The organism is Marinovum sp., assembly GCF_034669705.1.
Classification (GTDB): Bacteria; Pseudomonadota; Alphaproteobacteria; order Rhodobacterales; family Rhodobacteraceae; genus Marinovum.
Genome location: NZ_JAXMOR010000024.1, coordinates 1 through 25,846, shown reverse-complemented (window position 1 = coordinate 25,846; position 25,846 = coordinate 1). Strand labels below are relative to the sequence as shown.

Here is a 25,846-nt window from a genome sequence, read left to right as displayed (position 1 = left end):
ACAATACGCGAACAGGGTTTAAACATCAATGAAGGTCGCGCGGCGTGACGCCGGCACCACGCCGAACCGGCCGCGCAGGGCTTCAGTAAACGCCCAGCACCCGAAGGCCCAGCCCCAGGGTCGAAAATGCCGCAAGGGCAAAGGCCAGGGTGCGCAGCACCGGGATGCCGAGGCAATAGATGATGTAATGCGCCGCAATGCCGATGAAATAGGTCAACGCCAGCAGCCCGGGATAGCCGTCCTCCGGCAGGCGGATCATCGCCAGCACCGCCAGTGGCGCGAAGGCCACGAAGCTCTCGACCGCGACGGTGTGCGCCCGCATCGCCCGCTGCGCCCAGTCCGACTGCGGGATCGCCTGCGGGTCGTAATTGCCCAGCGCCCCCATCAGCCCGCGCACCGCCAGCCGGTCGAGGATATAGGGCACCCAGGCGAGGGCGATCCAGAGCGCGCTGAGCGCGGTGTAGAATTCCAGGGTCGTCATCGGATTCTCCCCTTCAAGTCAGCCAACCATGGCCCAGCATATCACATGTGAGGTCGTTGTTGCCGCTCGCTCTGCGGCAAAAGGCTGAATTCGTGCGATTTTCATGCTAGGTTCGGACCATGGACCTCATCACCGTCACCTATTATGCGCTGGTCTGCGGGGTGCTTGGACTGGCCGGACCACGGCTGGGCCGGCCGCCGATCCGGCTGATCGTCGGCGGCATCGTCGGCATCCTGGCCGCGACCTTGCTGCCGGCGCTGCGCCTCGGGCTCGGCCTGGACTACTGACGCCAGCTGACCTCGCCCAGAAAGATATAGCCGGCGCCGTAGATCGTCTTGATCAGCCGCGGGGTCTTGGGGTCTTCGCCAAGCTTGGTGCGCAGCCGCGAGATCCGCACATCCATCGCCCGGTCAAAGCTTTCGCCAGCCGCACCACCCAGCGTCTCCTGCATTTGCTGGCGGGTGATCAGCCGGCCGGGACTTTCGAGAAACATCCGCAAGACCGCCCCCTCGGCATGGGAAAAGCTCGCCACGTCGCCGGCCTCGTTGCGCAGGGTATAGGCGTCGAAATCCGCCTGCCAGCCGCTGAAAGACGCGATCCGACCGGCCTGCACCGCTGGCCGTGCGGCGCGCAGACGGGCGCGGATGCGGGCCACCACCTCTGACGGATCGAAGGGCTTGATGATGTAGTCGTCGGCCCCAAGCTCGAGCCCGATTACCCGGTCCTGCACCTCGGCCCGGCCCGAGATGATGATCACCGAGGCGCCCTGCTCCAGCGCCAGCCGGTGCACCAGCGACAGCCCGTCGCGGTCCGGCAGGCTGAGGTCCACCAGGCAGACATCCGGCGTGGTGCGGCGCAGCGCGGCCTCGAACTCGGTGGCGCGACCAAAGCTGAGGGTGCGAAAGCCGGCCTCCTCCAGCGTTTCGGCCAGCAGACGGCGGATCTCTGGCTCGTCGTCGAGGATGGTGATCAGCGGCGCGTCACTCATGCGGCGTCCCGTCTTTCGCCCAGGGCGGCGGCAAGCTCGCCGGCGCTGAAGGGTTTGCGCAGCACCGGGCCCAGCGCCGCGGCGGCGCGGTGCTGCGCGTGATCGCCGGGCAGCGAGGTCATCAGCGCCACCGGCACCTCGCAGCCGGCGGCGAGGTCAAGCCCGGTCTCGCCGCCCTCGAGCTGGATGTCGGTGAGCACCGAGGTGATCTCCGGCAGGCCGGCGATCAGCGCCTGCGCCTCGCTGACCGAGGCGGCCTCGACCACCCGCCAGCCGAGCCCGGTCAGCATGTCGCGGATGGTGCCGCGCAGGTCGGCGTTGTCCTCGACCAGAAGCACCATGCCCGGCGCGGCCGGTTCGACCTCTGGCGCCGGGCGCAATGGCAGGCGTAGCAGCACCTGCGCGCCGGTTTCGGTATTGGCCAGCTTCAGGTCGCCGCCGGCCAGCTTGGTGGCGTCATAGACCATGGCGAGGCCCAGGCCCGAACCCTCGCCGCCCTTGGTGGTAAAGAACGGCTCGGCGCCGTGGCGCAGCGCCGCCTCGGTAAAGCCGGGGCCGGTGTCGCGGACCTCGAAACTGAGCCAGGTGGCGGCATCGGCGCGGGCGGTGATCTCGATCTCGCCCGCCATGCCACAGGCATCGCGGGCGTTGAGGATCAGGTTGAGCAGCGAATCCTGCAGCATGCCGGGGTCAAGCAGGATGGCGCCGGGCACATCGGCGGCATGGCGCAGCGTGACGCCGGGCGGCAGGCTGGGGCCGGCCAGCACCGCGAGTTCCTGCAGAAACGGCTCGATCCGCACCGGCACCGGCTGGTTGCGGCGACTGGCGGTCATGTCGGCGATCCGGCCGAGCAGCGTGCCACCCCGCCGGGCGGCGCTGAGCGTGGCGCTGATCAGCGGCGCGGCATCGGCCGGCAGATCGGGCATCCGGCCGAGCTTGGACTGCATGCCGAGGATGATGGTCAGCAGGTTGGAGAAATCATGCGCCAGCCCGCTGGTCAACTGCGCCGCGATCTCACGCCGGCGGGTCTGCTGCAGGGCGACGCGGGTCTGGGTCTCTTCGGTGACGTCCATCGACAGGATGTAGACGCCGTTCTCGTGCTGATCGGGGGTGAACGAGGCGCGGATGCGGCGCAGGCTCGGGGCATCGGTGAACTCGAAGGTCGAGGGCTGGCCGGCCAGCGCCGCGGCGAGGTGCGGCTGCACCTTGGCAAAGGCGTCCGGCCCCAGCGCCTCGGCGATCGACATGCCGACGATGTCCGAGGGGCGGCCAGGGATCACCGAGGTCAGACGCTGGTTGGAATAGGTGTAGTGGCCGCTCGAATCCACATGCGCGATATGCGCCGGCATCATTTCGGTGGTCAGACGGGTGCGCGCCTCGATCGCGCGCAGCTGGCGCTGGGTCTCTTCCAGCGCGCTGATTGTCGAAGCCAGCTGGCGGTTGGTGGCGGCAAGCTGTTCGGAGCGTTTCAGAACCTCTTCCGACAGCAGTTCCGAGCGGGTGCGCAACAGCTGCTCCTGCTCCTTGGTGCGGGTGATGTCGGTATAGACGGTGACCCAGCCGCCCTGCGGCAGCGGCGCGCCCTCGACCGAGATCCAGCGGCCGTTGGCACGGCGGCGCTCCATGTAATGCGGCTCGAAGGCGCGCGCCTGTTCGACACGGATGGCCACGAAGTCCTGCGGATCGGAGACCTCGCCGTATTCGCCGGAGGCCACCAGATGATGCAGGGTCTCGCCGAAATCCGCGCCGGGGGTGACCAGCGCTTCGGGCAGGTGAAACATCTCCCGGAAGCGGCGGTTGCACTGCACCAGTCGCAGGTCGCGGCCGTAGATCGAAAGCGCCTGCTGGATCAGGTTCAGCCCGGCCTGGGTCAGGTCTGTCAGATGTCTGGCGGAATGATGCATCAAGGCGGCGTCCCGGCGGCTCCCGTGGCCTTCGAGAGTTACGCGCTTCGCCGTTCGCGTTCAACCTCCGCCGGATCCTCCGTTGCGTCGCGCCGGTCGGGCAGCGCGGGCAGCGGGCCGAGCAAAGGGTCGGTCAGTGGATCGGTCAGTGGGTCGCCGAAAGACGGCTCGGCGCAGGCGGCGGCGGCACTGGGCGGCGCGGCGCCGGGTGACCCGGATGGCGCAGCGCCTGCCGGATCGCCTTGACCGCAGGGGTCGCCGGTCACGCAGTCCAGCGGCAGGTCGAGCGCATAAGACAGCCCCTCCGGCAGGAAATCGATATCGGCGCGGCCGTTGAGCCGGCGCGGCACCGACAGGCTGAGCACATGGGTGCCAAATCCGACGCGGCCGTCCTGCAGCATATCGCGTCTGGCAAGCGCGCGCTGGGCCGCCGGCGACAGGGTCTCGGTCCAGTTGATCTGGAAACGCTGGTCCTCCTCCGGCCAGCCGCGATAGCTGGACCAGTGCAGCTGGATCGTGCCTTCGGCGTCGCGCAGCGCGCCGTGCTTGACCGCATTGGTGACCAGCTCGTTCAGCGCCAGCCCGATCTGCCGCGCCGCCACCGGTGACAGCTTGCGGGTTTCGCCGCTCAGCCGGATGTGGCCGGGATAGGCGGCGATATAGGCGCTGAGCTGGGTTTCGGCCAGGTCGCGCATGCAGTCGGGCAGGCTGCCGTCGCCGCGGGTCAGCGCATCGGAGGCCTCGACCACGGCGGTCAGCCGCGACTTGAACAGGCGGGTGAACGTCTCGGGGCCAGAAGTTTCGCGCGCGGTGCGATGGGCCAGCGCCTCCATCAGCGTCTTGAGGTTGCCGGCGCGGTTGCCGGCCTCGCGCAGCACGATGTTGAGCTCCTCATTGGTGCGCTCCAGCGCCTGGGTGCGCTCGGCGACCTTGTCCTCGAGCCGCCGGCGCGACTGGCGCAGCTGGTCCAGCGTGTCCTCATGGGCCGCGATTTCGCGGGTCAGCCGGTCATTGGCCTCGGTCAGAACCGCGGGCGACGGCAGGGCGATGATCCTGGGCACCAGCGGAAACAGCGCCGCCACCGTGGCCATCGACACCAGCGCGGTGGCCAGCTTGAAGACGCCCTGCACCTCGTAGATCGGGATCCAGAGGGTGACCACGGCCACCAGGTGGGTCAGCCCGCAGAGCAGGATGAAGGCCACGAACATCCGCGGCAGCCCGCCCAGCGCGATGTCCGGCCGGGCCCTGAGCACCCGCAGCATCGCCAGCGGGATCAGCGAATAGGCGGCAAAGATCAAGAGGTCCGAGCCCATGAAAAGGGCGATGAGCCAGGGCTGCCAGAGCAGGCACATGCCATGCGCCATGTATCCCAGATCCTGGAAGAACGTGAAAAGAGACTGCACCCCGGGCTCCTCGTGCTTGCCGGACATGTGTCGCAGACCAACCGATAAGACTTCGCTAACGCCGCCGTGAATTCCGCCGCGGCCCGCCGGTTACAATTCGTAAGATTTCAGAAAAGATAAGGAAAAAGTTGACCGCCAGCCTCGGCAACGACCAAATGGAAAGCAGAATCGCTTCAGCGGTCAGGCCCCGGAAACCGGGGCAAAGGGAGGACATCGGTTGACTGACACGTCTCGGGGCGCAGGGGATCTGCGCGCGATTCCGGCGCTGTTGCAGCGCAATGCCACGCAGTTCGCAGGCAAGCCCGCCTATCGCGAGAAGGACCTCGGGATCTGGCAGAGCTGGACCTGGTCCGAGGCCGCGCAGGAGATCGAGGCACTGGCGCTGGGGCTGCTGAACCTCGGCGTCAACCCGGGCGACTTCATTGCCATCATCGGCCGCAACCGGCCCTATCTCTACTGGTCGATGGTCGCCGCGCAATCGGTGGGCGCGGTGCCGGTGCCGCTCTACCAGGATGCGGTGGCCGAAGAGATGGAATATGTGCTCAACCATTGCGGCGCCCGCTTTGTGATCTGCGCCGACCAGGAACAGGTCGACAAGGTGATCGAGGTGCAGGACCGGCTGCAGCAGTTCGAGCACATGGTCTACATCGATCCGCGCGGGTTGCGGAAATACGACCATTCCCACCTGCACCAGTTCAGCCACGTTCAGGAGCAAGGCCGCGCCGCGCGCGAGGAATTCCTGCCCGAGCTTGAGCGCCGCCGCGGCGCGCTGGGTTATGACGACACCTGCGTCATGCTCTATACCTCCGGGACCACCGGCAAGCCCAAAGGCGTGGTGCTGTCGAACCGCAACATCGTCGAGACGGCGAAGAATTCCTCGGAGTTCGACAAGCTGCGCGCCGGCGACGAGGTGCTGGCCTACCTGCCGATGGCCTGGGTCGGCGATTTCATCTTTTCCATCGGACAGGCCTATTGGACCGGGTTCTGCGTGAACTGCCCGGAAAGCGCCGACACGATGATGACCGACCTGCGCGAGATCGCACCCAGCTATTACTTTGCGCCGCCGCGGGTGTTCGAGACCCAGCTGACGCAGATCATGATCCGGATGGAGGATGCCGGCGCGCTGAAGCGGCGGATCTTCCATCACTTCATGGACCATGCCCAGAAGGTCGGGCCGACGCTGCTCGACGGTGGCAAGGTCGGGCTGATCGACCGGCTGAAGTACCGGCTCGGCGAGTTCATGGTCTATGGCCCGCTGAAGGATACGCTGGGGTTCTCGCGGGTCCGGGTGGGCTATACCGCGGGCGAGGCGATCGGGCCGGAGATCTTCGATTTCTACCGTTCGCTGGGGATCAACCTCAAGCAGCTCTACGGCCAGACCGAAGCCTCGGTCTTCATCACCCAGCAGCCGGACGGCGAGGTCCGGTCCGACACCGTGGGCGTGCCCTCGCCCGGGGTCGAGATCAGGATCGCCGAGAACGGCGAGGTCTTCTACCGCTCGCCCGGAACCTTCGTGGAGTACTACAAGAACGCCGAGAGCACCGCCGACACCAAGGACCCGGAGGGCTGGGTGGCCACAGGCGACGCGGGCTTTTTCGAGGAGGGTACCGGGCATCTTCGGATCATCGACCGGGCCAAAGATGTGGGCCAAATGGCCGATGGTGCGCTCTTTGCGCCGAAATACGTCGAGAACAAGCTGAAGTTCTATCCCAACATTCTCGAGGCGGTGGTCTTTGGCGCCGGGCGCGACCGGTGCTGCGCCTTCATCAACATCGACCTCGCGGCGGTGGGCAACTGGGCCGAGCGCAACAATATTGCCTATGCCTCCTATCAGGAGCTGGCCGGCCATCCTCGGGTGCTGGAGATGATCCAGAACCATGTCGAGGAGACCAACGAGAGCGTGGCGCAGGACGAGATGCTCTCGGGCTGCCAGGTGCATCGCTTCCTTGTGCTGCACAAGGAGCTCGATGCCGACGATGGCGAGCTGACACGGACCCGCAAGGTCCGCCGCAAGATCATCGGCGAGAAGTTCGAGGACCTGGTGACGGCGCTCTATGACGGCTCGGACAGCATCTATACCGAGACCGAGGTGACCTACGAGGACGGTCGCAAGGGCAAGATCCGCGCCACGCTGGAGATCCGCGACGCAAAGGTCGTGCCGGTGGTGGCGCAGAAGGTCGCGGCGGAATGAGCGGCGCGCTCTTCCGGCCCGGGCGGGCCGTCCTCGCAAGCGGTGGAGGCAAGGTTGGCGCGACAGCGCGGGCCTTGGTGCGGGAGGCGATCTCGGGAGCCTCCGGCGGGAGTTTTTCAGGCAAGATGAAGCAGGGGGGAGCGCGGTGAAGGATACCGAAGGTTACATGACCGCAGACGGGCGCCAGATCGGCGGCGTGCTGATGGAGATGAAGAACATCACCCTGAAGTTCGGCGGCGTGGTGGCGATCCAGGACATTTCCTTCGACGTGCGCGAAGGCGAGATCCGGGCGATCATCGGGCCCAACGGGGCCGGCAAGTCCTCGATGTTGAACGTGATTTCCGGCTTCTATCATCCGCAGGAGGGCGAGGTCTGGTACAAGGGCGAAAAGCGCCCGGCGATGAAGCCCTACGAGGTGGCGCGCTTGGGCGTGGCGCGGACGTTCCAGAACATTGCGCTCTTCGAGGGGATGAGCGTTCTGGACAACGTGATGACCGGGCGGCTGACGCATATGAAAGCCGGCATGGGCGCGCAGGCGCTCTGGTGGGGTCGCGCCCGCGACGAGGAGATCGCCAACCGCCGCAAGGTGGAAGAGGTGATCGACTTCCTCGAGATCCAGCATATCCGCAAGACGCCGGTGGGCACCCTGCCCTACGGGCTGAAGAAACGGGTGGAACTGGCGCGTGCGCTGGCCGCCGAGCCCTCGATCCTGCTGCTCGACGAGCCGATGGCGGGGATGAACGTCGAGGAGAAGGAGGACATGAGCCGCTTCATCCTCGATGTGAACGACGAGTTCGGCACCACCATCGCGCTGATCGAGCACGACATGGGCGTGGTGATGGATATCTCGGACCGGGTGGTGGTGATGGATTACGGCAAGAAGATCGGTGACGGCACGCCCCAGGAGGTGCGCGCGAACCAGGACGTGATCGATGCCTACCTCGGGGTGGCGCATTGAAGACATTTCCCACGCGTCCCGGACTTGATCCGGGACCTCATGGCCATCGCCGAGAGGCCCCGGATCAGGTTTGGGGCGGGGATCAAAAGAGGACGCAGGCATGCTGACAGACATATTCATCACCCCCTTCATCGACATGGTCGAAGCACCGGACTTCCTGATGCAGGTGCTCTGGGAAGGTCTGGTCTCGGGCATCCTCTATGCGTTGATCGCGCTGGGCTTCGTGCTGATCTTCCGCTCGAGCCGGATTTTCAACTTTGCCCAGGGGATCATGGTGGTCTTTGCGGCGCTGACGCTGGTGGGCCTGCATGCCATGGGGGTCCCGGCCTGGATCTCGGTCGGGCTGACGCTGGTGGTGATGTTCATCCTCGCCGTCAGCATCGAGCGCATCGTGCTGCGGCCGCTGGTGGGCCAGCCCGACATCATCCTGTTCATGGCCACCATCGGCATCACCCTGTTCCTGATCGGGCTGGGCGAGATCATCTTTGGTGGCGAGAACAAGGTGATGATCACCGAGGAGCTGGGCATCCCGACAGGCGATACGGTGCTGGAGCCGTTCAACGGCCTCTTGATCCTGCAACACCTTGATATCACGGTGGTCATCGTGGCGACCCTGCTGGTCGTGGCGCTGCTGGCCTTCCTCAACTACACCCAGATGGGCCGGGCGATCCGGGCCTTGGGCGACGACCATCAGGCGGCGCTGTCCGTGGGGATTTCGCTGCAAACGGTCTGGGTGCTGGTCTGGTTCATCGCCGGCATCATCGCGCTGGTCACCGGCATTGCCTGGGGGGCGCGCGCCGGGGTCAGCTTTGCGCTCGAGGTGATTGCCTACAAGGCGCTGCCGGTTCTGATGCTGGGCGGGCTCGAGAGCATCACCGGCGCGATCATCGGCGGGCTGATGATCGGCATCCTCGAAAAGCTGTTCGAGATCTACTGGGGCCAGCCGCTGCTGGGCGGCAATACCGAGACCTGGTTTGCCTTCGTGCTGGCGCTGGTGGTGCTCTTGTTCCGGCCGCAGGGGCTGTTCGGGGAACGTATCATCGAGAGGGTGTAGCGGGCGCCGGCCCGCAACGGAGAGAGACATGAGCCACAGATCACGCATCGGATGCATCGTCATCGACTGCCAGACCGACGACCTGAGCGCGGCCTGCGCCTTCTGGTCGGCCGCGCTGGGCAAGGAGGCCAAGGTGGACCCGGACGGCAAATACGCCCAGTTCGACGGCCACGCAGGGTATCCGAAGATCCTGTTGCAGGCGGTGGACCACGCGCCGCGGGTGCATCTGGATATCGAGACCGACGACAGGCAGGCCGAAGCGGACCGGCTGGAGGCGCTGGGCGCCACCCGCGAGGGCGATGTCAAGAACTGGACCGTCATGCAGGCGCCGACCGGGCACCGGTTCTGCCTGGTCAGGCCGCAGGGCGAGGATTTCCCCGGCGCGGCCGCGGAATGGACCTGAGGACGCCAAACACGGTGCGCAACGGGTGCGCACCCTACGGGACAGACGCCGGCTGTGCGGACACCGCACACCGGCGACACAGGGAACGGAAAGCGACGGATGCTGTATAGAACCGCAGGACAATTCAAGACCACCTACAAGGCCGACCAGGCGCTGTTTCCGGTGCGGCAGGATGCCGTGCTGCTGGCCATCATCCTCGCCTTCGCCTGGGTGATCCTGCCGCTGATCGCCAGCGAATTCGCGCTGCAGACGCTGATGATCCCGATCCTGATCTACGCGCTGGCGGCGCTGGGGCTGAACATCCTCACCGGCTATGCCGGGCAGCTCAGCCTCGGCACCGCGGCCTTCATGGGGGTGGGGGCCTATGCCTGCTACAAGATGGTCACCCTGATGCCCTGGATGAACCCGATCGTCGCGATCCTGTTGTCAGGCGTGTTCTCGGCCGGGGTCGGCGTGGCCTTCGGCATCCCCTCGCTCAGGATCAAGGGCTTCTACCTCGCCATCGCCACCCTGGCGGCGCAGTTCTTTCTGGTCTGGCTGTTCGAGAAATGGGCCTGGCTCTACAACTACAACGCCTCCGGCGCGATCCAGGTGCCGAACCTCGAGGCCTTCGGGGTCTATGTCGCCGGGCCGCAGGCCTCGTCGGTGGTGCAGTATTTCGTTGTGCTGGCGATCGTCACCCTGCTCACCCTGCTCTGCATCAACCTGACCCGCGGCAACCTCGGCCGGACGTGGAAGGCGACCCGCGACATGGACATCGCGGCGGAGCTCATCGGCATCAACCTGATGAAATCCAAGCTCACCGCCTTTGCCGTCTCGTCCTACGTGGTGGGGGTTGCCGGCGCGCTCTTTGTCTTCATGTGGCGCGGTGCGGCCGAGCCGAACCTCTTCGACATCCCGCTGAGCTTCCGTGTCCTCTTCATCGCCATCATCGGCGGGCTGGGCTCGATCCTCGGCAATTACCTCGGCGCGATCCTGATTGTCGGGCTGCCGGTGGTGCTGGGCACCCTGCCGCAGGCGCTGGGCATCCCGGTGTCCTCGGCGATGGTCGAACACCTCAACATCATGATCGTCGGTGCGCTGATCGTCTTTTTCCTGATCATCGAGCCGCACGGTCTGGCGCGGCTCTGGGCGCTGATCCGCGAGAAACTCATTCTCTGGCCGTTCCCGCATTAGGGGCCGGCCCAATATCAACAAGACAAAAGCAATCCATGGGAGGATACCTGATGAGACACTTCACCAAATGGGCGGCCGCTGCGGCGCTGGCCACGGCGGGCAGCGCGGCGCTGGCCGAGCTCTACACCCCGAACCTCAGCTACCGCACCGGGCCATTCGCGGCCACCGGCATCCCGCTGATGAACGGCCAGGCGGATTACATGAACATGCTCAATGCCCGCGACGGCGGCATCGGCGGCGTGATGATCGACTTCGAGGAATGCGAGACCGGCTATTCCACCGAGAAGGGCGCGGAATGCTATGAAAAGACCAAGGACCGCGCGATCGTGACCCAGCCCTGGTCGACCGGCATCACCCTGCAGGTGCTGCCCAAGACCAATATCGACGAAATCCCGATCCTCGCCCCCGGCTACGGCTTTTCGCCGATGATGGACGGCAAGACCTTTCAGTGGGCCTTCAACACGCCTGCCGGGTACTGGGACGCCGCCGACATGATCGTGCAGTATCTTGAGGGGCAGGGTTCGCTCGACGGCAAGAAGATCGCCTTCCTGCACCTCGACCACCCCTATGGCAAGGAGCCGCTGCCGCTGTTCGAGCAGATGGCCGCGGACAAGGGTTTCGAGCTGGTGCCGATCCCGGTCGGCCTGAAGGAAATGCAGAACCAGTCGGCGCAGTGGCTGCAGATCCGCCGCGAACGTCCCGACTATGTCGTCATGTGGGGCTGGGGCGCGATGAATGCGGGCGCGATCACCGAGGCGGTGAAGACCAAGTTCCCGATGGAGAACATGATCGGCGTCTGGTGGGCCGGCCATGATGCCGACTTGAAGATCGTTGGTGAAGACGGCAAGGGTTACAAGTCGATCTCCTGGTCGTTCCCGAACATGGACGCACCGGTGGTGGCCGACATCAAGCAGCACGTGATCGACGCCGGCAACTCTCAGACCAACGAGGAAGAGATGACCGGCGTGTTCTACAACCGCGGCATCATCATCTCGGCCATCCTCGCCGAGGGCATCCGCATGGCGCAGGAGCACACCGGCAATGCCGAGATCACCGCGGCCGACCTGCGTTGGGGCCTCGAGAACATCGACATGACCGAGGAGCGGATCTCCGAGCTCGGCCTCGACGGCATGGTGCCGCCGTTCAAGACCACCTGTGCCGACCACACCGGCGGCTCGGGTGGCTGGATGCTGGAATGGGACGGCGAGAAATTCGTCAAGGTCTCTGACCACCTGACGCCGAACACCGACGCCTATCAGACGCTGGTCACCGAGAAGGCCGATGAATACGCCGAGGCCAATGCGCCCTGGCCGGTGAACGACGCCTGCGAGATGTAAGTCTCTCTCCGGCGGCGGCCCGTAGCGCTGCCGCCGGACCTGCCTTTTTGCGAAAGAGAACAAGATGCTGGACGCCGCCCCGACCCTGGACCAATCACCAGAGCCGCTGCTCGAGGTCAACAATATCGAGGTGATCTACAACCACGTGATCCTGGTGCTCAAGGGCGTGTCGCTCTCGGTGCCCAAGGGCGGGATCACCGCGCTGCTCGGTGGCAATGGCGCCGGCAAGACGACCACGCTCAAGGCGATCTCGAACCTGCTGCACTCCGAGCGCGGCGAGGTCACCAAGGGCTCGATCAACTACAAGGGCGAGACGGTGCAGGGGCTGGACCCGGCCGCGCTGGTTAAGCGCGGCGTGATCCAGGTGATGGAAGGCCGCCACTGTTTCGAACACCTGACCGTCGAGGAAAACCTGCTGACCGGCGCTTACACGCGCAAGGACGGCAAGGGCGCGGTCGAGGCCGACCTGCAGATGGTCTATGACTATTTCCCCCGCCTCAAGGAACGCCGCAAGAGCCAGGCCGGCTATACCTCTGGCGGCGAACAGCAGATGACGGCGATCGGTCGCGCACTGATGAGCCGGCCCGAGACCATCCTGCTCGACGAGCCCTCGATGGGGCTGGCGCCGCAGCTGGTCGAGCAGATCTTCGAGATCGTCAAATCGGTCAACGAGAACGAGGGCGTCTCCTTCCTGCTGGCCGAGCAGAACACCAACGTGGCACTGCGCTTTGCCCATTACGGCTATATCCTCGAGAGCGGCCGGGTGGTGATGGACGGCGCCGCCAAGGACCTGCGCGAGAACGCCGACGTCAAGGAATTCTACCTCGGCATGTCAGACGAAGGCCGCAAGTCGTTTCGCGACGTGCGCTCCTACCGCCGGCGCAAGCGCTGGCTGGCCTGACGCCCGGAATTTGACCTCAAGGCCGGCGCTCGCCGGCCGATCGCAGCACATCACCCGGGCCGGCCCCGGCCGCCCGCCCGTGCCATTTTTACCGAAGGATCCCCCGTCATGAGTCGCCATTTCGACGCCCTGGAAACCCGCTCTTCCGACGAGCGCGCCGCCGCCCAGCGCGCGGAGCTGAACGCGCAACTGGCGCGCCACGGCCTCGATCCGGTGAGCGATCTCTCGGACCTCGCCCGACTGCCGGTGCTGCGCAAATCCGAGCTGGTGGCGAAACAGAAGGCGCAGCCGCCCTTTGGCGGGCTGCAGGTCTCGAATCTGGCGCATGTCTTCCAGTCCCCCGGCCCGATCTACGAGCCGGGCGGGGTGAGCCACGACTGGTGGCGCATGGGCCGCTTCCTGCATGCCGCCGGCATCGGCCCGGGCGATATCGTGCAGAACTGCTTCGGCTATCACCTGACCCCGGCCGGCATGATCTTCGAGAACGGCGCGCGGGCGGTGGGCGCGGCGGTGCTGCCTGCCGGCACCGGCCAGACCGAGCTGCAGGCCCGCGCCGCGCATGATGTCGGCGTCACCGCCTATGCCGGCACGCCGGATTACCTCAAGGTGATCCTCGACAAGGCCGAGGAGATGGGTCTGCCGCTCAAGATCACCCGGGCGGCGGTGGGCGGCGGCGCGCTGTTTCCTTCGCTCCGGCAGGAATACGCCGATCGCGGCATCGCCTGCCTGCAATGTTATGCCACCGCCGATCTGGGTCATGTGGCCTATGAAAGCGATGCGCAGGAGGGGATGATCATCGACGAGGGGGTGATCGTCGAGATCGTCACCCCCGGCACCGGCGACCCGGTCGCCGAGGGCGAGGTGGGTGAGGTCGTGGTCACCACGCTCAACCCCGACTACCCGCTGATCCGCTTTGCCACCGGCGACATGAGCGCCGTGCTGCCGGGGGCAAGCCCCTGTGGCCGCACCAATATGCGCATCAAGGGCTGGATGGGCCGGGCCGACCAGACCACCAAGATCAAGGGCATGTTCGTCCGCCCCGAGCAGGTCGCCGAACTGGTGGCGCGGCATGACGAGGTGACCCGCGCCAGAGTGATCGCCGCCCGCGAGGGCGAGAGCGACAAGATGATCGTCCGGCTTGAAAGCGCCGGCACCGACCCTACCCTCTATGAGGCATCGATCCGCGAGGTGCTCAAGCTCCGCGGTGCTGTCGAGCTTGTGAGGCCGGGTGAGCTTCCCAAGGACGGCATCGTGATTGAAGATACCCGCGTCTACGACTGATCCGGGAGGAACCTGAATGTCCCTGTCCTTGCCCCGCGCGCTTCTGCGCTCCGTGGCCGCCGTGGCGGTGCTTGCCGCCGCCAGCCCCTTGGCCGCCGCCGACCTGGCGCTCGTGCTTTCGACCTGGGATTACCGCAATCTCGAAGAAGTCCGTGGTGCCCGCGACCTGCGCGCCATTGCCGACCGGCTCGAGGAGGTGGGGTTTGACGTCATCAGCGAGTACAACGCCGATGCCGACGAGATGTTCGACAGCGCCCAGAGTTTCCGCGACCGCGCCGCCGAGGCCGACCGGGTGCTGATCGTGCTCGACGGGCACTTCGTCAGCTCCGGCACCGATGCCTGGATGCTGGCGCGCGACGCCGACCGCGAGGTCGGGCCGCTGACCCTGCCGGCGCAGGGCCTGTCGCTGACCGCGCTGGCCGAGATCGCCGGCGAGGCCGCCGCCGGCCGCGCGGTGGTGCTCGCCGGGCGGTCAAGCAGCCTTTCGCTGCAGGACACCGGGCTGCGCACCGGTACGCAGGGCATGGAGCTGCCACAGGGGGTGACCCTGGCCAGCGGCTCGGCGGAATGGATGCGCTACGCGATCTTTGCCGGGCTGCTGCGCGAGGGGGTCAGCCTCAACGAGGCGCTGAGCCAGCTCTCGGCGCGCGGCTTTCTCAGCGACAGCGTCGCCTTTACCGAGGGCCGCGGCGTGATCACCCGCCCGCAGCCGCCGGTCGATACCGGCGCGATCACCGCACAGGCGCAGGAAGAAGGCTTCTGGACTGCTGCCAGCGATCTTGGCACCGAACCCGCCCTAACCCTCTATCTCGAGCGCTACCCGCGTGGCCGCTACGTCGGCGAGGCCAAGCGCCGGATCGCCGCGCTCGGCGCCGAAGAGGCCAACCGCTGGAAGGCCGCTGAAGACGCCCTGAACCTCAGCCGCAACGACCGCCGGCAGGTGCAGAGCGACCTGACGCTGCTGGGCTTCAACACCCGCGGGATCGACGGCATTTTCGGTCAGGGCACCCGCACCGCCATCGAGCGCTGGCAGCGCGACCGGCGGCTCGAGGTGACCAGCTATCTCGACCGGCGGCAATGGCGCCAGCTGACCAGCGAGGCCGCCGACCGCCGCGAAGACCAGGCCCAGGAGGCCAGCCGCGCCGAGGACGCCTATTGGCGCGACACCGGCGCGCTCGGCAACGAAGCCGGGTTGACCGCCTATCTTGAGCGCTACCCGGAGGGCCGCTATGCCGCGGATGCCCGTCGTCGCCTTGAGGAGATCCGCGGCGCCCGCGAAGACGAGATCGCCCGCGAGGCCCGCCGCGCCTGGAATGACGCCCGCGAGCAGGACACGCTGCAGGGCTACGAGGCCTTCCTGTCGCGCTTTGGCAATTCCGAGTACGCCGATGCCGCTCGCGGCCGGATCGCCGAACTGCGCGAGGACGACACCGACCGGGTGCTCGAATCCGCCCGCGCCGAGGAGCGCGAGATCCTCACCAACAACATCACCCGCCTGCTGGTCGAGCAGCGGCTGATGGGGCTGGGCTACAAGCTCGGGATGGCCGACGGCAATTTCACCGACCAGACCCGCCGCGCCCTGCGCGAATACCAGGAAGACCGCGGTATCTTCGCCAGCGGTTATGTGACCAAACGCACCGCTGCCTTCCTGCTGGCGGGGCGCTGAGCCCGCCTCCGGACCCTCGCAGCCACAAACCGGGGCGCAGCATGGCAGATCAGACGTTCGGAGCGTTCGAGGACATCGTCGAAATGACGCCCGAGCCGCTGCGTCCGGTCACCCGGCGGCTGCGTGAGATCATTCTCGCGGTGCACCCCGAGGCCTGCGTTGTGGTCCGGCCGGGCGACCGGGCGGCCACCTTCGGCGTCGGGCCGCGCAAGATGAGCGAGGGCTACTGCCACATCCTGCCACACCGGAACTGGGTCAACCTCGGCTTCTATCGCGGCACCGACATCCCCGATCCCGAGGGGCTGCTGGAAGGCACCGGCAAGCACATGCGCCACGTCAAGATCCGCAGCCTGTCCGATTGCGAGACGCCGGCGCTTGCCGAGATGATCCGGGCCGCCTGGCAGGACCGCAGGACCGCGGCCGGCAGCCAGCCCCACGCGCCGCTTTTTCCCCTGCCCCACTGGACGCTGGCCACGTCAGGCCATATCACCGCGGATGACCGCAAGACGCCCAAGGGAAACCCGCATATGTCGCGCTATGATGCCGCCTCGATCGAGGCAAACTGGCAGAAGGCCTGGGAACAGGCCGGAACCTTTACCGCCACGATGGAGGGCGGCAAGCCGAAATACTACGTGCTCGAGATGTTCCCCTACCCCTCGGGCAAGCTGCACATGGGCCATGTGCGCAACTACACCATGGGCGACGTGATCGCGCGCTACAAGATGTCAACCGGCCACAACGTGCTGCACCCGATGGGTTTCGACGCCTTCGGTCTGGCGGCAGAGAACGCGGCGATGGACCGTGGCATCCACCCCAAGGACTGGACCTATTCCAACATCGACGACATGGTCGAGCAGATGAAGCCCTTGGGCCTCTCGCTTGACTGGTCGCGCATGTTTGCCACCTGCGACACCGAGTATTACGGCCACCAGCAGGCGCTGTTTCTCGACATGCTCGACGCCGGGCTGGTCTATCGCAAGAACGCCGTGGTCAACTGGGACCCGGTCGACATGACCGTTCTGGCCAACGAACAGGTCGAGGATGGCAAGGGCTGGCGCTCCGGCGCCGAGGTCGAGCGGCGCGAACTCACGCAATGGTTCTTCCGCATCTCCGACATGGCCGAGGAACTGCTGGAGGCGATTGACGGGCTGGACGACTGGCCGGCCAAGGTCAAGCTGATGCAGCAGAATTGGATCGGCCGCTCGCGCGGGTTGCAGTTCGCCTTCGGCCTCGTCGACGCGCCTGAGGGTTTCGACCGGGTCGAGGTCTATACCACCCGCCCCGACACGCTGCTCGGCGCGTCGTTCCTTGGCATTTCGCCGGATCACCCACTGGCCAAGGCGCTCGAGAAGGACAACCCCGAGCTCGCCGCCTTCACCGCCGAGTGCCGCAAGGGCGGCACCACCGAAGAGGCGCTTGAGAAGGCCGAGAAAAAGGGCTTCGACACCGGGCTGCGCGTCCGTCATCCCTTCGACACCGCTTGGGAACTGCCGGTCTATATCGCCAACTTCATCCTGATGGATTACGGCACCGGCGCGATCTTCGGCTGCCCGGCGCATGACGCCCGCGATCTGGAGTTTGCCCGCAAGTACGACCTGCCCGTCACCTCGACCTACGCCCCCGCCGAGGATGAGGGCCGCGCCATGCCCGAGGATGGCGGCGAGGCCTATGTGCCGCCGAAGACCGAGAAGGTGATCTACGTCCGCGGCTTTGCCGGCGAGACCGAGCAGACCGGCGAAGCGGGCATCGACGCCGCCATCGCCTTTTGCGAGGCCAATGGCGTGGGCCAGGGCGTGACCAAGTTCCGCCTGCGCGACTGGGGCCTGTCGCGCCAGCGCTACTGGGGCTGCCCGATCCCGGTGGTGCATTGCGATGCCTGCGGCGTGGTGCCCGAGAAGAAGGAAAACCTGCCGGTCGAGCTGCCATACGACGTGACCTTCGACACGCCCGGCAACCCGCTCGACCGCCATCCCACATGGCGCGATTGCGCCTGCCCGTCCTGTGGCAAGCCGGCGCAGCGCGAGACCGACACGATGGACACTTTCGTCGACAGCTCGTGGTACTTTGCCCGGTTCACCGCGCCCGATGCCGACACCCCCACCGACATGGCGGCGGCGGACTACTGGATGAACGTCGACCAGTATATCGGCGGCGTCGAGCATGCGATCCTGCACCTGCTCTACTCGCGCTTCTTTGCCCGGGCGATGAACATAACCGGCCACCTGCCCGAGAGCGCCCGAGAGCCGTTCAATGCGCTCTTTACCCAAGGCATGGTGACGCACGCGATCTACCGCAATGCCGCGCGCACCGAGGGCAACCGACCAATCTTCCACTACCCGGCCGAGGTCGAGGAGCGTGACGGCGGCACCTTCGTCAAAGAGACCGGCGAGCAGGTCGAGGTGATCCCCTCGGCCAAGATGTCGAAGTCCAAGAACAACGTCGTTGACCCGGCCGAGATCGTCGCCGGGTTCGGCGCCGACACCGCGCGCTGGTTCGTGCTGTCCGACAGCCCGCCCGAGCGCGACGTGGAATGGACCGCCGCCGGCGCCGAGGCCGCCGCGCGTCACCTCGCCCGCGTCCACCGCATCGCGACAGAGGCGGCCGGCTCCGAGGAGGGCCCGCAAGGGGCCGATGAGGCGCTGCTCAAGGAGATGCACAAGGCGATCCGCGACGTGACGCTGGGCATCGAGAGCTTCGGCTTCAACGCCGCCATCGCCCGGCTCTACGCCTTCACCAACACGCTGGCCAAATCCAAGGCCGGCGGCGCGGCCAAGCGCGAGGCCGCCCGCACCCTGGCCCAGCTGATGGCACCGATGACGCCGCACCTGGCCGAGGAGGTCTGGGCAATGCTCGGCGGCGACGGATTGGTGATCGATGCGTCCTGGCCTGAGGCCGACGAGGCGATGCTGGTCGAGAACGCGGTCACCCTGCCGATCCAGGTCAACGGCAAGCGGCGGGCGGAAATCAGCGTCGCCACCGATGCCTCCAAGGAAGAGGTTGAAAAACTCGCGCTCGGCCATCACGCTGTGATCAAGGCGCTGGAGGGCAGCGCGCCGAAAAAGGTGATCGTGGTGCCGGGGCGGATCGTGAATGTGGTTGTCTGACCGACGCAGCCTGCTTTTCGGCGGGCTCGCTGCGGCGACGCTGGCGGGCTGCGGCTTTGCCCCGGCCTATGGCACCAATGGTGCCGCCAGCAAGCTGCAGAACGCCATCCGCATCGACACGCCGGGCAGCCGCAACGCCTATGTGGTCACCCGCCGGATCGAGGAACGGCTCGGCGCCGGCGGGGCCGATGCGCCCTACGCGCTGGGGCTGACCCTGTCGCTGTCCGAGGAGAGCTCGGCCAGTACCTCCGACGGCGCCTTGACCCGCTATCAGGTGCTCGGCCGGGTCACCTATGCGCTGCGCCGCGCCGGCAGCGGCGAGGTGCTCGACAGCAATACGCTGCGGCATTTCACCGGCTATTCCGCCTCCGGTTCCACCGTCGCCACGCTGCAGGCCAAGCGCGATGCCGAAGAGCGGATGATGGTGATCCTCGCCGACCGCGTGATCCAGGAGCTGGTGCTTGCCGCGCCCGATCTCTGACCCCGAAAGCCCGTCATGAAACTCTCGCCCCGCGAAGCCCCCGGCTATTTCGCCAAGCCCGATCCGCGCCGCACCGGCCTGCTGATCTACGGCCCCGACGGCATGCGCGTGGCGCTGAAGCGCCAGCAGGTGATCGCGGCGCTGGTCGGGCCTGCGGGCGAGGCCGAGATGCGCCTTACCCGCATCCCCGGCGGCGATCTGCGCAAGCAGCCCACCCTGCTGATCGACGCGGTCAAGGCGATCGGCTTCTTCCCCGGTCCGCGCGTCGCCTTTGTCGAGGAGGCCACGGATGTGGCCGCGCCTGCGATCCTTGCCGCGCTCGAGGACTGGGCCGAGGGCGATGCCCAGATCGTCGTCACCGCCGGCCAGCTCAAGGCAACGTCGAAGATCCGCAAGGCCTTCGAGGCGCATCCCAACGCCTACGCCGCAGCGATCTATGACGACCCGCCGTCGCGCGCCGAGATCGAGGCCGAGCTGAACCGCGCCGGCGTCACCATCGGCGGCGCGGCGATGGAAGACATCACCACGCTCTCTCGCGCGCTCGATCCCGGCGATTTCCGCCAGACGCTGGAAAAGCTGGCGCTCTACAAGCACGGCGATGCCACGCCGGTGACCCCAGAGGATATCGCCGCCGTGGCCCCGGTCTCGACCGAGGCCGAGCTCGACGACGTGCTCAATATCGTGGCCGAGGCCAAGACCCGCGAGATCGGCCCGATGCTGGCGCGACTGGCCGCGCAGGGCACCCAGCCGGTGGGGCTGGTGATTGCTGCCATGCGACACTTTCGCGCGCTCCATGCAGCCGCCAGTCATCCGGACGGCGCGGCGCGCGGGATCGCGGCCATGCGCCCGCCGATCTTTGGCCCCCGGCGCGACCGGATGACCCGGCAGGCCAGCGCCTGGGGCGCGCACCGGCTCGATCAGGCGATCTCGCTGTTGACCGATACCGACCTGCAATTGCGTTCGGCCGGTCAAAACGCCCCGGCGATGGCGCTGGTGGAGCGGATGCTGATCCGCCTCGCGATGCTGGGGGCCAGCCGCTAGTTCCGGTTGCACGCGCGCCGACCCTGCGCATAAGCTCGCGGCGTCAGGTGGGGGGAGAACCAGCCATGTATACCGTGATCGGCGGCGTCGCCAGCCGCAGCTTCCGCGTGCTCTGGATGCTCGAAGAGCTGGGTGCGGCCTATGAACATGTGCCGGCGCGGCCGCATACGCCCGAGGTCACGGCGCACAGCCCGGCCGGCAAGATCCCGGTGCTGCTTGATGGCGACGCGGTGCTCACCGATTCCACCGCCATCGTCACCTATCTCGCCGACACCCACGAAGCGCTGACCTACCCCGCAGGCAGCCTCGAGCGCGCCAGACAGGATGCCTTCAGCTTCGCGGTACTCGACGAGCTCGACAGCCTGCTCTGGACCGCCGCGCGCCACAGCTTTGTCCTGCCGGAGGACGAGCGCGTGCCGGAGGTCAAGGAGAGCCTGAAAGCGGAATACGCCCGCAACCTCGCCCGGCTGGGCGAACGTCTGGCCGGGCCCTTTGTCATGGGCGAGATGATGACCGTGCCGGACATCCTGCTGACCCATTGCTGCAACTGGGCGATCTCGGCCCGGTTCCCCGAGCCCGACGCGCCACTGGCGCAGTATCTCTCACGAATGCGGGCGCGTCCGGCATTCGGACGCGCCCGTGCATTGGGTAAACCCGAGGGCTGAGCCCGGCTCAGATCGCCATGGCATCGGCAAAGACGTGACGCACGATGTCTTCGCGGCGCAGGCCACGGGCCTTGAGCTCGTCGTTGGAGAGCGAGTTGAGAAACTCGACACGGCGCATGCGGCTGTTGCTCTCGGCAATGCTCACCATGAAGTCCATGAAGCGTTCAAAGAGGCCGGGGCGGGTGTCGGTGATGTTGGTGGTCAGCTGTGCCATCTGGTCGTTCCTTTTCTCGTCCGTGTGTCGCTGTGTTGCAGAATATATTGTGCAGGTGCAGCATTTTGACCAGTGTCGCGATCGAAAACCCGGGTTGCGAGGGACGCATAGCGGTGGCTTTCGGCGCTCGGGACGGCCCGCAAGCGGTTTGAAAAGCGATCGTCGCTGCGCCCTCAAATCGGGTGTTGCTCAAATGCGCATAGATTTAGCGCTACCGGCGTTTTTCTTGACAGATCCGGGATGGCTATTGCACACTTGAGTTTAACAGACCCACGACAATTCAACTTTCCCGCCTGTGGCCCGGCTCTTGTCTCCTCCCCGAGCGCCGGACCTGCCCGACCTTCGTCGGTCGGCGGACGGGATCGAAACAGCCCCCGGCGCGGGGCTGTTTTGGTGAGCGGCCCTGAGAGAGCCTGATCCAGAGCCTGTGGGAATGGGACGGGCCGCAATAGGCCCGCCCGATATGCTGAAATAGCGAACACTAGAATTTGCCCGGGGATGGGAACAATACCGAGGCCGGTGATAGCGGACCTGCATGACAGGGCGATGACAGGTCAGCCGTGGCGCAGCCAACCGTCGGCAAAGGCCAGCCGCGACACCCCGGCCAGCCGGGTCATGCGCGTCAGCTCTGCCTCGAGCCGGGCGATGCGGGTAGCTCCAAAGCGCACCCCTGCCTCCGGCCAGAGCGCGGTGATGGCCAGCACATCGGCCTTGCGGTCGGCCTTCATGTCGATCCGGCCGACCAGCCGGTCGCCCTCGAGCAGCGGAAAAACGTAGTAGCCATAGCGCCGCTTCGCCTCCGGCACAAAGACCTCGATCCGGTAGTGAAAGCCGAACAGCCGCTCGGCGCGCTTGCGGTCGCGCAGCGCCGGGTCGAACGGGCTGAGCACCCGCAGCCGGCCGGGCGGCCGGGGCGCCGCCTCGGCCGCGGCCAGCACATCGGGCGCGGCGAAATGCACCCGTTCGCTGCCATCGGCCCCCTCGACAGCGATCTCGACGATGTCGCCGCGCGCCAAAGCCGCGGCGCACCAGTCCCCGGCCTCTTGCCGGGTGACGATATCCCAGAAATCCGCCAGTTCTCCGGCGGTGGCAAACCCCAGCCGGTCAAGCGCCCCGCGCATCAGCCAGTCGATGGTGCGGGCCGCGCCCCAGTCGGCCGCGCGCAACGCCTCCGGCACCACCCGCTCGGAGAGGTCGTAGAACTTGCGAAAGCCCGAGCGGTGACAGATCTCCAGCGTGCCGCTGCGCCAGAGGTATTCCAGCGCGGTCTTGGCCGGGTGCCAGCCCCACCAGCCGCCCGCCTTGCGCGGCGTGTCAGGGCCAAGATCCCGGCTGCAGACCGGCCCGCGGTCGCGGATCATCGCCAGCACCCGGTCGAACTCGGTCTGGAACTCATGCCGCTGCCAGACCCGGTAGCGCTCGGCCAGCCGCGCCGCATCGCGCCGCCGCTTCAGCGCCCAGGCCGGATAAAAGCCCATCGGGATCACCGCCGCATCGTGGGTCCAATGCTCGAACAGCCGGCGGCCCTCGACCAGCCGCCAGAGGGCCTCGGGCCGGTACCGCGGCCGGCGCGCAAAGAGGATCAGGTCATGCGCCCGCGCCACGGTGTTGATCGAATCGAGCTGCACGAAACCCAGCCCCGCGATCACCTCCTCCAGCGCCGCGCCCTGCGCCGCGCCTTCGGGCGCCTCGGCCAGCCTGTGCCGGTGCAGGAACAGCCGCCGCGCCGCGCGGTTGTCGAGCCTCAGCATGCCGGCAGCCCCCCGGCCCGAAGACAGGCGCGCGCCCCTGCTTCTTCTGTTTGAAAATACCGCGGGGGAGTCCTGCAAGGACGGGGGCAGAGCCCCCTGCACCGCGCTCCCCGCAGCCCGGTCAATAGCGTTTCAGGGTATCGCCGAAACTGATCGTCGGGGTCATCTCGAAGACCCGCGCGTCGCTGCCGTTGCCCTCCAGACGCTCGACGAGGATCTGCGCCGCCCGCTTGCCGATGTCGCGCCGGCAGGCATCCATCGTCGCCAGCTGCCGCGGCAGGCCTTGCAGCAGCTCGACGCCGTTGAACCCGGCCAACCCGATGCGGCCGGGGATGTCATAGCCCGCCTCCATCAGCCACAACAGCCCGCCCGCACCGATCATGTCATTGGAATAATACAGGAAATCCAGGTCCGGCGTGCGCTCCATCATCGCCTTGGTCATCTCGCGCCCCTTGGCCAGCGCCGAGCCGCCGGAATAGAACTCCTGGTCCATGATCTCGACACCATTGCGGGCCAGCTCCTCGGTGAACCCCTCGAAGCGTTTGCGGGCCCGGTGGTCGAGCGGCATCTTGGTGCCCATGAAGCCGATGTTCTCATAGCCCTGCTTGAGGATCGCTTTGGCCATCTGCCGACCGGCGCGGCGGTGCGAAATGCCCACAGCGGCGTCGATCGGGATGCCGTCGGTGTCCATGATCTCGACCACCGGGATGCCGGAGGCCTTGAGCATGGCGCGCGAGGCGTCTGACCGTTCGAGTCCGGCAATGATCACCCCGGAGGGCCGCCAGGACAGCATCTCGAAGAGTACCCGCTCTTCCTTTTCCGGCATGTAGTCGGTGACGCCCACCACCGGCTGCAGCTCGGTCTCTTCCAGCACCGCGCTGATCGCGCTCAGCACCTCGGGAAACACCATGTTCGACAGCGACGGGATGATCACCGCCACCAGGTTGACCCGTTGGCTGGCCAGCGCGCCGGCGATCTTGTTGGGCACGTAGCCCATCTGCTTGGCGGTGGCGAGCACCTTTTCGCGGGTGGCGGCGCTGACATCGCCACGGTTGCGCAGCACCCGGCTCACCGTCATCTCTGACACCCCCGAGGCTTCGGACACGTCGCGAAGCGTCAGCGGGCGGTTATGCTCTGAGGTCACTTGGATAATCCCGATTGATCTGGGCTCAGACTAGGCCCTCCGCGGGGGGTGTTCAAGTTCGCCTGTGCCGCAGGCGAGCGAGGGCCCCGGCGCATGCGTCCGGAACCGCACCCGCGGGCCCCGCCCGGCCCCGGCCTGCGGCGACGTTTCAGATCGCGCGGATTTCCGGGCTGACAGCGGCAGCGTGGGAGGGTATGTGAGACCTTGCGCGGCCCCGTGGCTCAACTGGATAGAGCAGGCCCCTCCTAAGCGACAGGTCAAGAGGAGAGTTTGCCTTTGAGAACAACGGATGGTTAGGATAGCGTCGGCGCGCGAACAGTCTTCCGAACTGTTTTCGCATCAAGAGTGGCCCCGTGGCTCAACTGGATAGAGCAGCCCCCTCCTAAGGGGCAGGTTGTTGGTTCGAATCCAACCGGGGTCACCAAAAACATCTAACCACTAATGCGATGTAGGGAGGCGCTGAGCACCGGACTGGAAAATCTCGTCATGAATGTGCCCCCGGCAGGGGCCAGATCAGCCAGGGCCAAGTCAGCCAGCGGCTCTACGCTCGGCTTCATTTTACTCGGCCTCCTTTCGCTCCGGTGTTATCAAAGAAGAACCTTCGCAGTAGCGGTGGTAGATCATGATCGTCATTAGCGCAGCCAGCATCGTCATGTGTGCGTCATCCATCGTGTCGAAATGTGCCTGCCCATAGTCAAGTGCTATGTGAACTCTGCCAGCCGCTGCGATGGCCAGCTCTCTTTGGCCAACATCTCGGAATGCCCGTTGTTCTAAGATCAACTGATAGTCGGCTCCATGACTGTGATAGCCTTCTTCTGAACTGATGCCGCTGGGTGGGGGCATCCACCGCATCAGTTCAAGGTTGTCCGCCGTGGCGACCTGATCAGCCTTGGACCTCTCCGAAGGTCGGCGCTCTTACACCACCTCTCGGGGCACTATCTTCGCCGGTGGCCTTCGTAGCGACCAGGCCGCAGTTGCCGCCGCGCTGCGGGAACCTTGGTCGAACGGGCAGACCGAGGGCCATCGCCTAAAGACGCTGAAACGCCAGATGTATGGTCGCGCGAATATCGACCTGCTCAAGGCTCGGCTTGTCGCGACATAATAGTTGAGAAGGTGCATCAACTTTGAGTGAGAGCCAAAGTTCGCTGCCGATTGACACATCAGATGCTTCTCTCTCCACCTATGCCCGCCACGGTGGCAGCGGGTTGATGGGAAGGCAGTTCATCCCATTAGCTCAAACTTTTCGGAAAACATCGTCCGGACGTTCACGGAAAAGAACGGAAAGTACGAGGTGCTCGAGAGCTTAGTTCGCTGAGTGAGACTTGATCGAACCCGTGGGTCCTTCTCCCTGCAGCGGCTCTCGGCCAAATTAGCAAAAGACGAAGGAAAAACACACACAAAAACATTATCTTGATGGGTTGCGCGGGAAAATTCTGCAACTACATGTCTGGCACGAAGAGCACGTGAACGTGAGCTCTACCACCCTTGACCCGCCATGAAGGCAGTCCGGACGCCAAGCGTTCGAAATTTGAAGCGCTGGAAGCGCCTCAACAGGGAGCAAGCTCATGAGCATGCATCATCGTAAGCGCTGTCTGCGCCCCACGCGGGATCAGCTTGACGGGGTGAAGTTCCAAGGTAGCAGCTCGTCGATCCTGCTGGCCGGGTGACCGGCGGCGATGGCTTCAAGGGTCGCCTTCAAATAG

The 25,846-nt window shown here is 66.2% G+C and carries 22 protein-coding genes, 1 tRNA gene and 1 pseudogene; 16 read left to right on the top strand and 8 right to left on the bottom strand.

Annotated elements, in window-relative coordinates; all coding sequences use genetic code 11:
- Positions 1 to 82: 82 nt before the first annotated feature.
- Positions 83 to 481 carry an MAPEG family protein gene (locus VOI27_RS16015; RefSeq protein WP_323766370.1) on the bottom strand — a complete coding sequence of 133 codons (399 nt, stop codon included), beginning with the start codon at positions 479 to 481 and terminating at the stop codon, positions 83 to 85.
- 119 nt (positions 482 to 600) lie between these two features.
- On the opposite strand from VOI27_RS16015, the gene VOI27_RS16010 reads away from it, so the two are divergent.
- Entirely contained in the window at positions 601 to 768 is a 168-nt protein-coding gene (locus VOI27_RS16010) for a hypothetical protein (RefSeq protein WP_323766369.1), read from the top strand.
- Here the strand turns inward: VOI27_RS16010 and VOI27_RS16005 are convergent.
- Genes VOI27_RS16005 through VOI27_RS15995 form a run of 3 tightly spaced genes read right to left on the bottom strand, consistent with a single transcriptional unit; the run spans position 762 to position 4,776 of the window.
- Positions 762 to 1,469 (bottom strand): response regulator transcription factor, encoded by a 708-nt coding sequence (locus tag VOI27_RS16005; protein WP_323766368.1) that lies wholly within the window; start codon positions 1,467 to 1,469, stop codon positions 762 to 764. The genes VOI27_RS16010 and VOI27_RS16005 overlap by 7 nt on opposite strands.
- Positions 1,466 to 3,373 (bottom strand): PAS-domain containing protein, encoded by a 1,908-nt coding sequence (locus VOI27_RS16000; RefSeq protein ID WP_323766410.1) that lies wholly within the window; start codon positions 3,371 to 3,373, stop codon positions 1,466 to 1,468. The genes VOI27_RS16005 and VOI27_RS16000 overlap by 4 nt, the downstream gene beginning before the upstream one ends.
- Positions 3,374 to 3,411: 38 nt before the next feature.
- Positions 3,412 to 4,776 carry a sensor histidine kinase gene (locus tag VOI27_RS15995; protein ID WP_323766367.1) on the bottom strand — a complete coding sequence of 455 codons (1,365 nt, stop codon included), beginning with the start codon at positions 4,774 to 4,776 and terminating at the stop codon, positions 3,412 to 3,414.
- A gap of 217 nt (positions 4,777 to 4,993) precedes the next feature.
- Here VOI27_RS15995 and VOI27_RS15990 point away from each other — a divergent pair, with 217 nt between their 5' ends.
- The 13 genes from VOI27_RS15990 (at position 4,994) to VOI27_RS15930 (ending at position 21,034) form a co-directional block, all read left to right on the top strand.
- Complete coding sequence (locus tag VOI27_RS15990; protein ID WP_323766366.1) at positions 4,994 to 6,967, top strand: AMP-binding protein; 1,974 nt, start codon at positions 4,994 to 4,996, stop codon at positions 6,965 to 6,967.
- Positions 6,968 to 7,133: 166 nt separating this feature from the next.
- The gene (locus tag VOI27_RS15985) at positions 7,134 to 7,925 is read left to right on the top strand and encodes an ABC transporter ATP-binding protein (RefSeq protein WP_323766409.1); all 792 of its coding nucleotides are present in this window, start codon (positions 7,134 to 7,136) and stop codon (positions 7,923 to 7,925) included.
- A 100-nt stretch (positions 7,926 to 8,025) separates the two neighbouring features.
- Positions 8,026 to 8,979 (top strand): branched-chain amino acid ABC transporter permease, encoded by a 954-nt coding sequence (locus tag VOI27_RS15980; protein ID WP_323766365.1) that lies wholly within the window; start codon positions 8,026 to 8,028, stop codon positions 8,977 to 8,979.
- A gap of 28 nt (positions 8,980 to 9,007) precedes the next feature.
- Positions 9,008 to 9,382, top strand: coding sequence for a VOC family protein (locus VOI27_RS15975; protein WP_323766364.1), 375 nt, complete (start codon positions 9,008 to 9,010; stop codon positions 9,380 to 9,382).
- Between the two features lie 99 nt (positions 9,383 to 9,481).
- A complete protein-coding gene (locus VOI27_RS15970) occupies positions 9,482 to 10,558 on the top strand; it encodes a branched-chain amino acid ABC transporter permease (protein WP_323766363.1) in 1,077 nt (358 codons plus the stop codon).
- A gap of 50 nt (positions 10,559 to 10,608) precedes the next feature.
- Positions 10,609 to 11,895, top strand: coding sequence for an ABC transporter substrate-binding protein (locus tag VOI27_RS15965; protein WP_323766362.1), 1,287 nt, complete (start codon positions 10,609 to 10,611; stop codon positions 11,893 to 11,895).
- Between the two features lie 64 nt (positions 11,896 to 11,959).
- The gene (locus VOI27_RS15960; protein WP_323766361.1) at positions 11,960 to 12,796 is read left to right on the top strand and encodes an ABC transporter ATP-binding protein; all 837 of its coding nucleotides are present in this window, start codon (positions 11,960 to 11,962) and stop codon (positions 12,794 to 12,796) included.
- A 108-nt stretch (positions 12,797 to 12,904) separates the two neighbouring features.
- Positions 12,905 to 14,077: a phenylacetate--CoA ligase family protein gene (locus tag VOI27_RS15955; protein ID WP_323766360.1), complete on the top strand. Its 1,173-nt coding sequence runs from the start codon at positions 12,905 to 12,907 to the stop codon at positions 14,075 to 14,077.
- A 16-nt stretch (positions 14,078 to 14,093) separates the two neighbouring features.
- Positions 14,094 to 15,743, top strand: a complete 1,650-nt coding sequence (locus VOI27_RS15950; protein WP_323766359.1) for a peptidoglycan-binding domain-containing protein — start codon at positions 14,094 to 14,096, stop codon at positions 15,741 to 15,743.
- A 41-nt stretch (positions 15,744 to 15,784) separates the two neighbouring features.
- The gene (gene leuS, locus VOI27_RS15945) at positions 15,785 to 18,847 is read left to right on the top strand and encodes a leucine--tRNA ligase (protein WP_323766358.1); all 3,063 of its coding nucleotides are present in this window, start codon (positions 15,785 to 15,787) and stop codon (positions 18,845 to 18,847) included.
- Entirely contained in the window at positions 18,834 to 19,328 is a 495-nt protein-coding gene (gene lptE, locus VOI27_RS15940) for an LPS assembly lipoprotein LptE (protein ID WP_323766357.1), read from the top strand. The genes leuS and lptE overlap by 14 nt, the downstream gene beginning before the upstream one ends.
- Positions 19,329 to 19,343: 15 nt before the next feature.
- The gene (gene holA / locus VOI27_RS15935) at positions 19,344 to 20,369 is read left to right on the top strand and encodes a DNA polymerase III subunit delta (protein WP_323766356.1); all 1,026 of its coding nucleotides are present in this window, start codon (positions 19,344 to 19,346) and stop codon (positions 20,367 to 20,369) included.
- Between the two features lie 65 nt (positions 20,370 to 20,434).
- Positions 20,435 to 21,034, top strand: a complete 600-nt coding sequence (locus VOI27_RS15930; RefSeq protein ID WP_323766355.1) for a glutathione S-transferase family protein — start codon at positions 20,435 to 20,437, stop codon at positions 21,032 to 21,034.
- Between the two features lie 7 nt (positions 21,035 to 21,041).
- Here the strand turns inward: VOI27_RS15930 and VOI27_RS15925 are convergent, their stop codons facing one another.
- From VOI27_RS15925 to VOI27_RS15915, 3 genes are all read right to left on the bottom strand, one after another.
- The gene (locus VOI27_RS15925) at positions 21,042 to 21,248 is read right to left on the bottom strand and encodes a DUF1127 domain-containing protein (RefSeq protein ID WP_323766354.1); all 207 of its coding nucleotides are present in this window, start codon (positions 21,246 to 21,248) and stop codon (positions 21,042 to 21,044) included.
- A gap of 554 nt (positions 21,249 to 21,802) precedes the next feature.
- Positions 21,803 to 22,996, bottom strand: a complete 1,194-nt coding sequence (locus tag VOI27_RS15920; protein ID WP_416374685.1) for a winged helix-turn-helix domain-containing protein — start codon at positions 22,994 to 22,996, stop codon at positions 21,803 to 21,805.
- A 124-nt stretch (positions 22,997 to 23,120) separates the two neighbouring features.
- Positions 23,121 to 24,143: a LacI family DNA-binding transcriptional regulator gene (locus VOI27_RS15915; RefSeq protein WP_323766352.1), complete on the bottom strand. Its 1,023-nt coding sequence runs from the start codon at positions 24,141 to 24,143 to the stop codon at positions 23,121 to 23,123.
- A 347-nt stretch (positions 24,144 to 24,490) separates the two neighbouring features.
- Between VOI27_RS15915 and VOI27_RS15910 the strand changes: the two genes are divergently transcribed.
- Both VOI27_RS15910 and VOI27_RS15905 read left to right on the top strand, forming a co-directional pair.
- A tRNA-Arg gene (locus VOI27_RS15910) sits at positions 24,491 to 24,567 on the top strand.
- Between the two features lie 516 nt (positions 24,568 to 25,083).
- A pseudogene (locus tag VOI27_RS15905) lies at positions 25,084 to 25,245 on the top strand (ISL3 family transposase); the annotation flags it as partial.
- A gap of 507 nt (positions 25,246 to 25,752) precedes the next feature.
- On the opposite strand, the gene VOI27_RS15900 reads toward VOI27_RS15905, so the two are convergent.
- Positions 25,753 to 25,842, bottom strand: coding sequence for a transposase domain-containing protein (locus tag VOI27_RS15900; RefSeq protein ID WP_323766408.1), 90 nt, complete (start codon positions 25,840 to 25,842; stop codon positions 25,753 to 25,755).
- Positions 25,843 to 25,846 lie beyond the last annotated feature (4 nt).

Coding starts and splice junctions, on each gene's coding strand:
- VOI27_RS16015 (WP_323766370.1), bottom strand. CDS start 481: ATGACGACCCTGGAATTCTACACCGCGCTCAGCGCGCTCTGGATCGCC.
- VOI27_RS16010 (WP_323766369.1), top strand. CDS start 601: ATGGACCTCATCACCGTCACCTATTATGCGCTGGTCTGCGGGGTGCTT.
- VOI27_RS16005 (WP_323766368.1), bottom strand. CDS start 1,469: ATGAGTGACGCGCCGCTGATCACCATCCTCGACGACGAGCCAGAGATC.
- VOI27_RS16000 (WP_323766410.1), bottom strand. CDS start 3,373: ATGCATCATTCCGCCAGACATCTGACAGACCTGACCCAGGCCGGGCTG.
- VOI27_RS15985 (WP_323766409.1), top strand. CDS start 7,134: ATGACCGCAGACGGGCGCCAGATCGGCGGCGTGCTGATGGAGATGAAG.
- VOI27_RS15980 (WP_323766365.1), top strand. CDS start 8,026: ATGCTGACAGACATATTCATCACCCCCTTCATCGACATGGTCGAAGCA.
- VOI27_RS15975 (WP_323766364.1), top strand. CDS start 9,008: ATGAGCCACAGATCACGCATCGGATGCATCGTCATCGACTGCCAGACC.
- VOI27_RS15970 (WP_323766363.1), top strand. CDS start 9,482: ATGCTGTATAGAACCGCAGGACAATTCAAGACCACCTACAAGGCCGAC.
- VOI27_RS15965 (WP_323766362.1), top strand. CDS start 10,609: ATGAGACACTTCACCAAATGGGCGGCCGCTGCGGCGCTGGCCACGGCG.
- VOI27_RS15960 (WP_323766361.1), top strand. CDS start 11,960: ATGCTGGACGCCGCCCCGACCCTGGACCAATCACCAGAGCCGCTGCTC.
- VOI27_RS15955 (WP_323766360.1), top strand. CDS start 12,905: ATGAGTCGCCATTTCGACGCCCTGGAAACCCGCTCTTCCGACGAGCGC.
- VOI27_RS15950 (WP_323766359.1), top strand. CDS start 14,094: ATGTCCCTGTCCTTGCCCCGCGCGCTTCTGCGCTCCGTGGCCGCCGTG.
- leuS (WP_323766358.1), top strand. CDS start 15,785: ATGGCAGATCAGACGTTCGGAGCGTTCGAGGACATCGTCGAAATGACG.
- lptE (WP_323766357.1), top strand. CDS start 18,834: ATGTGGTTGTCTGACCGACGCAGCCTGCTTTTCGGCGGGCTCGCTGCG.
- holA (WP_323766356.1), top strand. CDS start 19,344: ATGAAACTCTCGCCCCGCGAAGCCCCCGGCTATTTCGCCAAGCCCGAT.
- VOI27_RS15930 (WP_323766355.1), top strand. CDS start 20,435: ATGTATACCGTGATCGGCGGCGTCGCCAGCCGCAGCTTCCGCGTGCTC.
- VOI27_RS15925 (WP_323766354.1), bottom strand. CDS start 21,248: ATGGCACAGCTGACCACCAACATCACCGACACCCGCCCCGGCCTCTTT.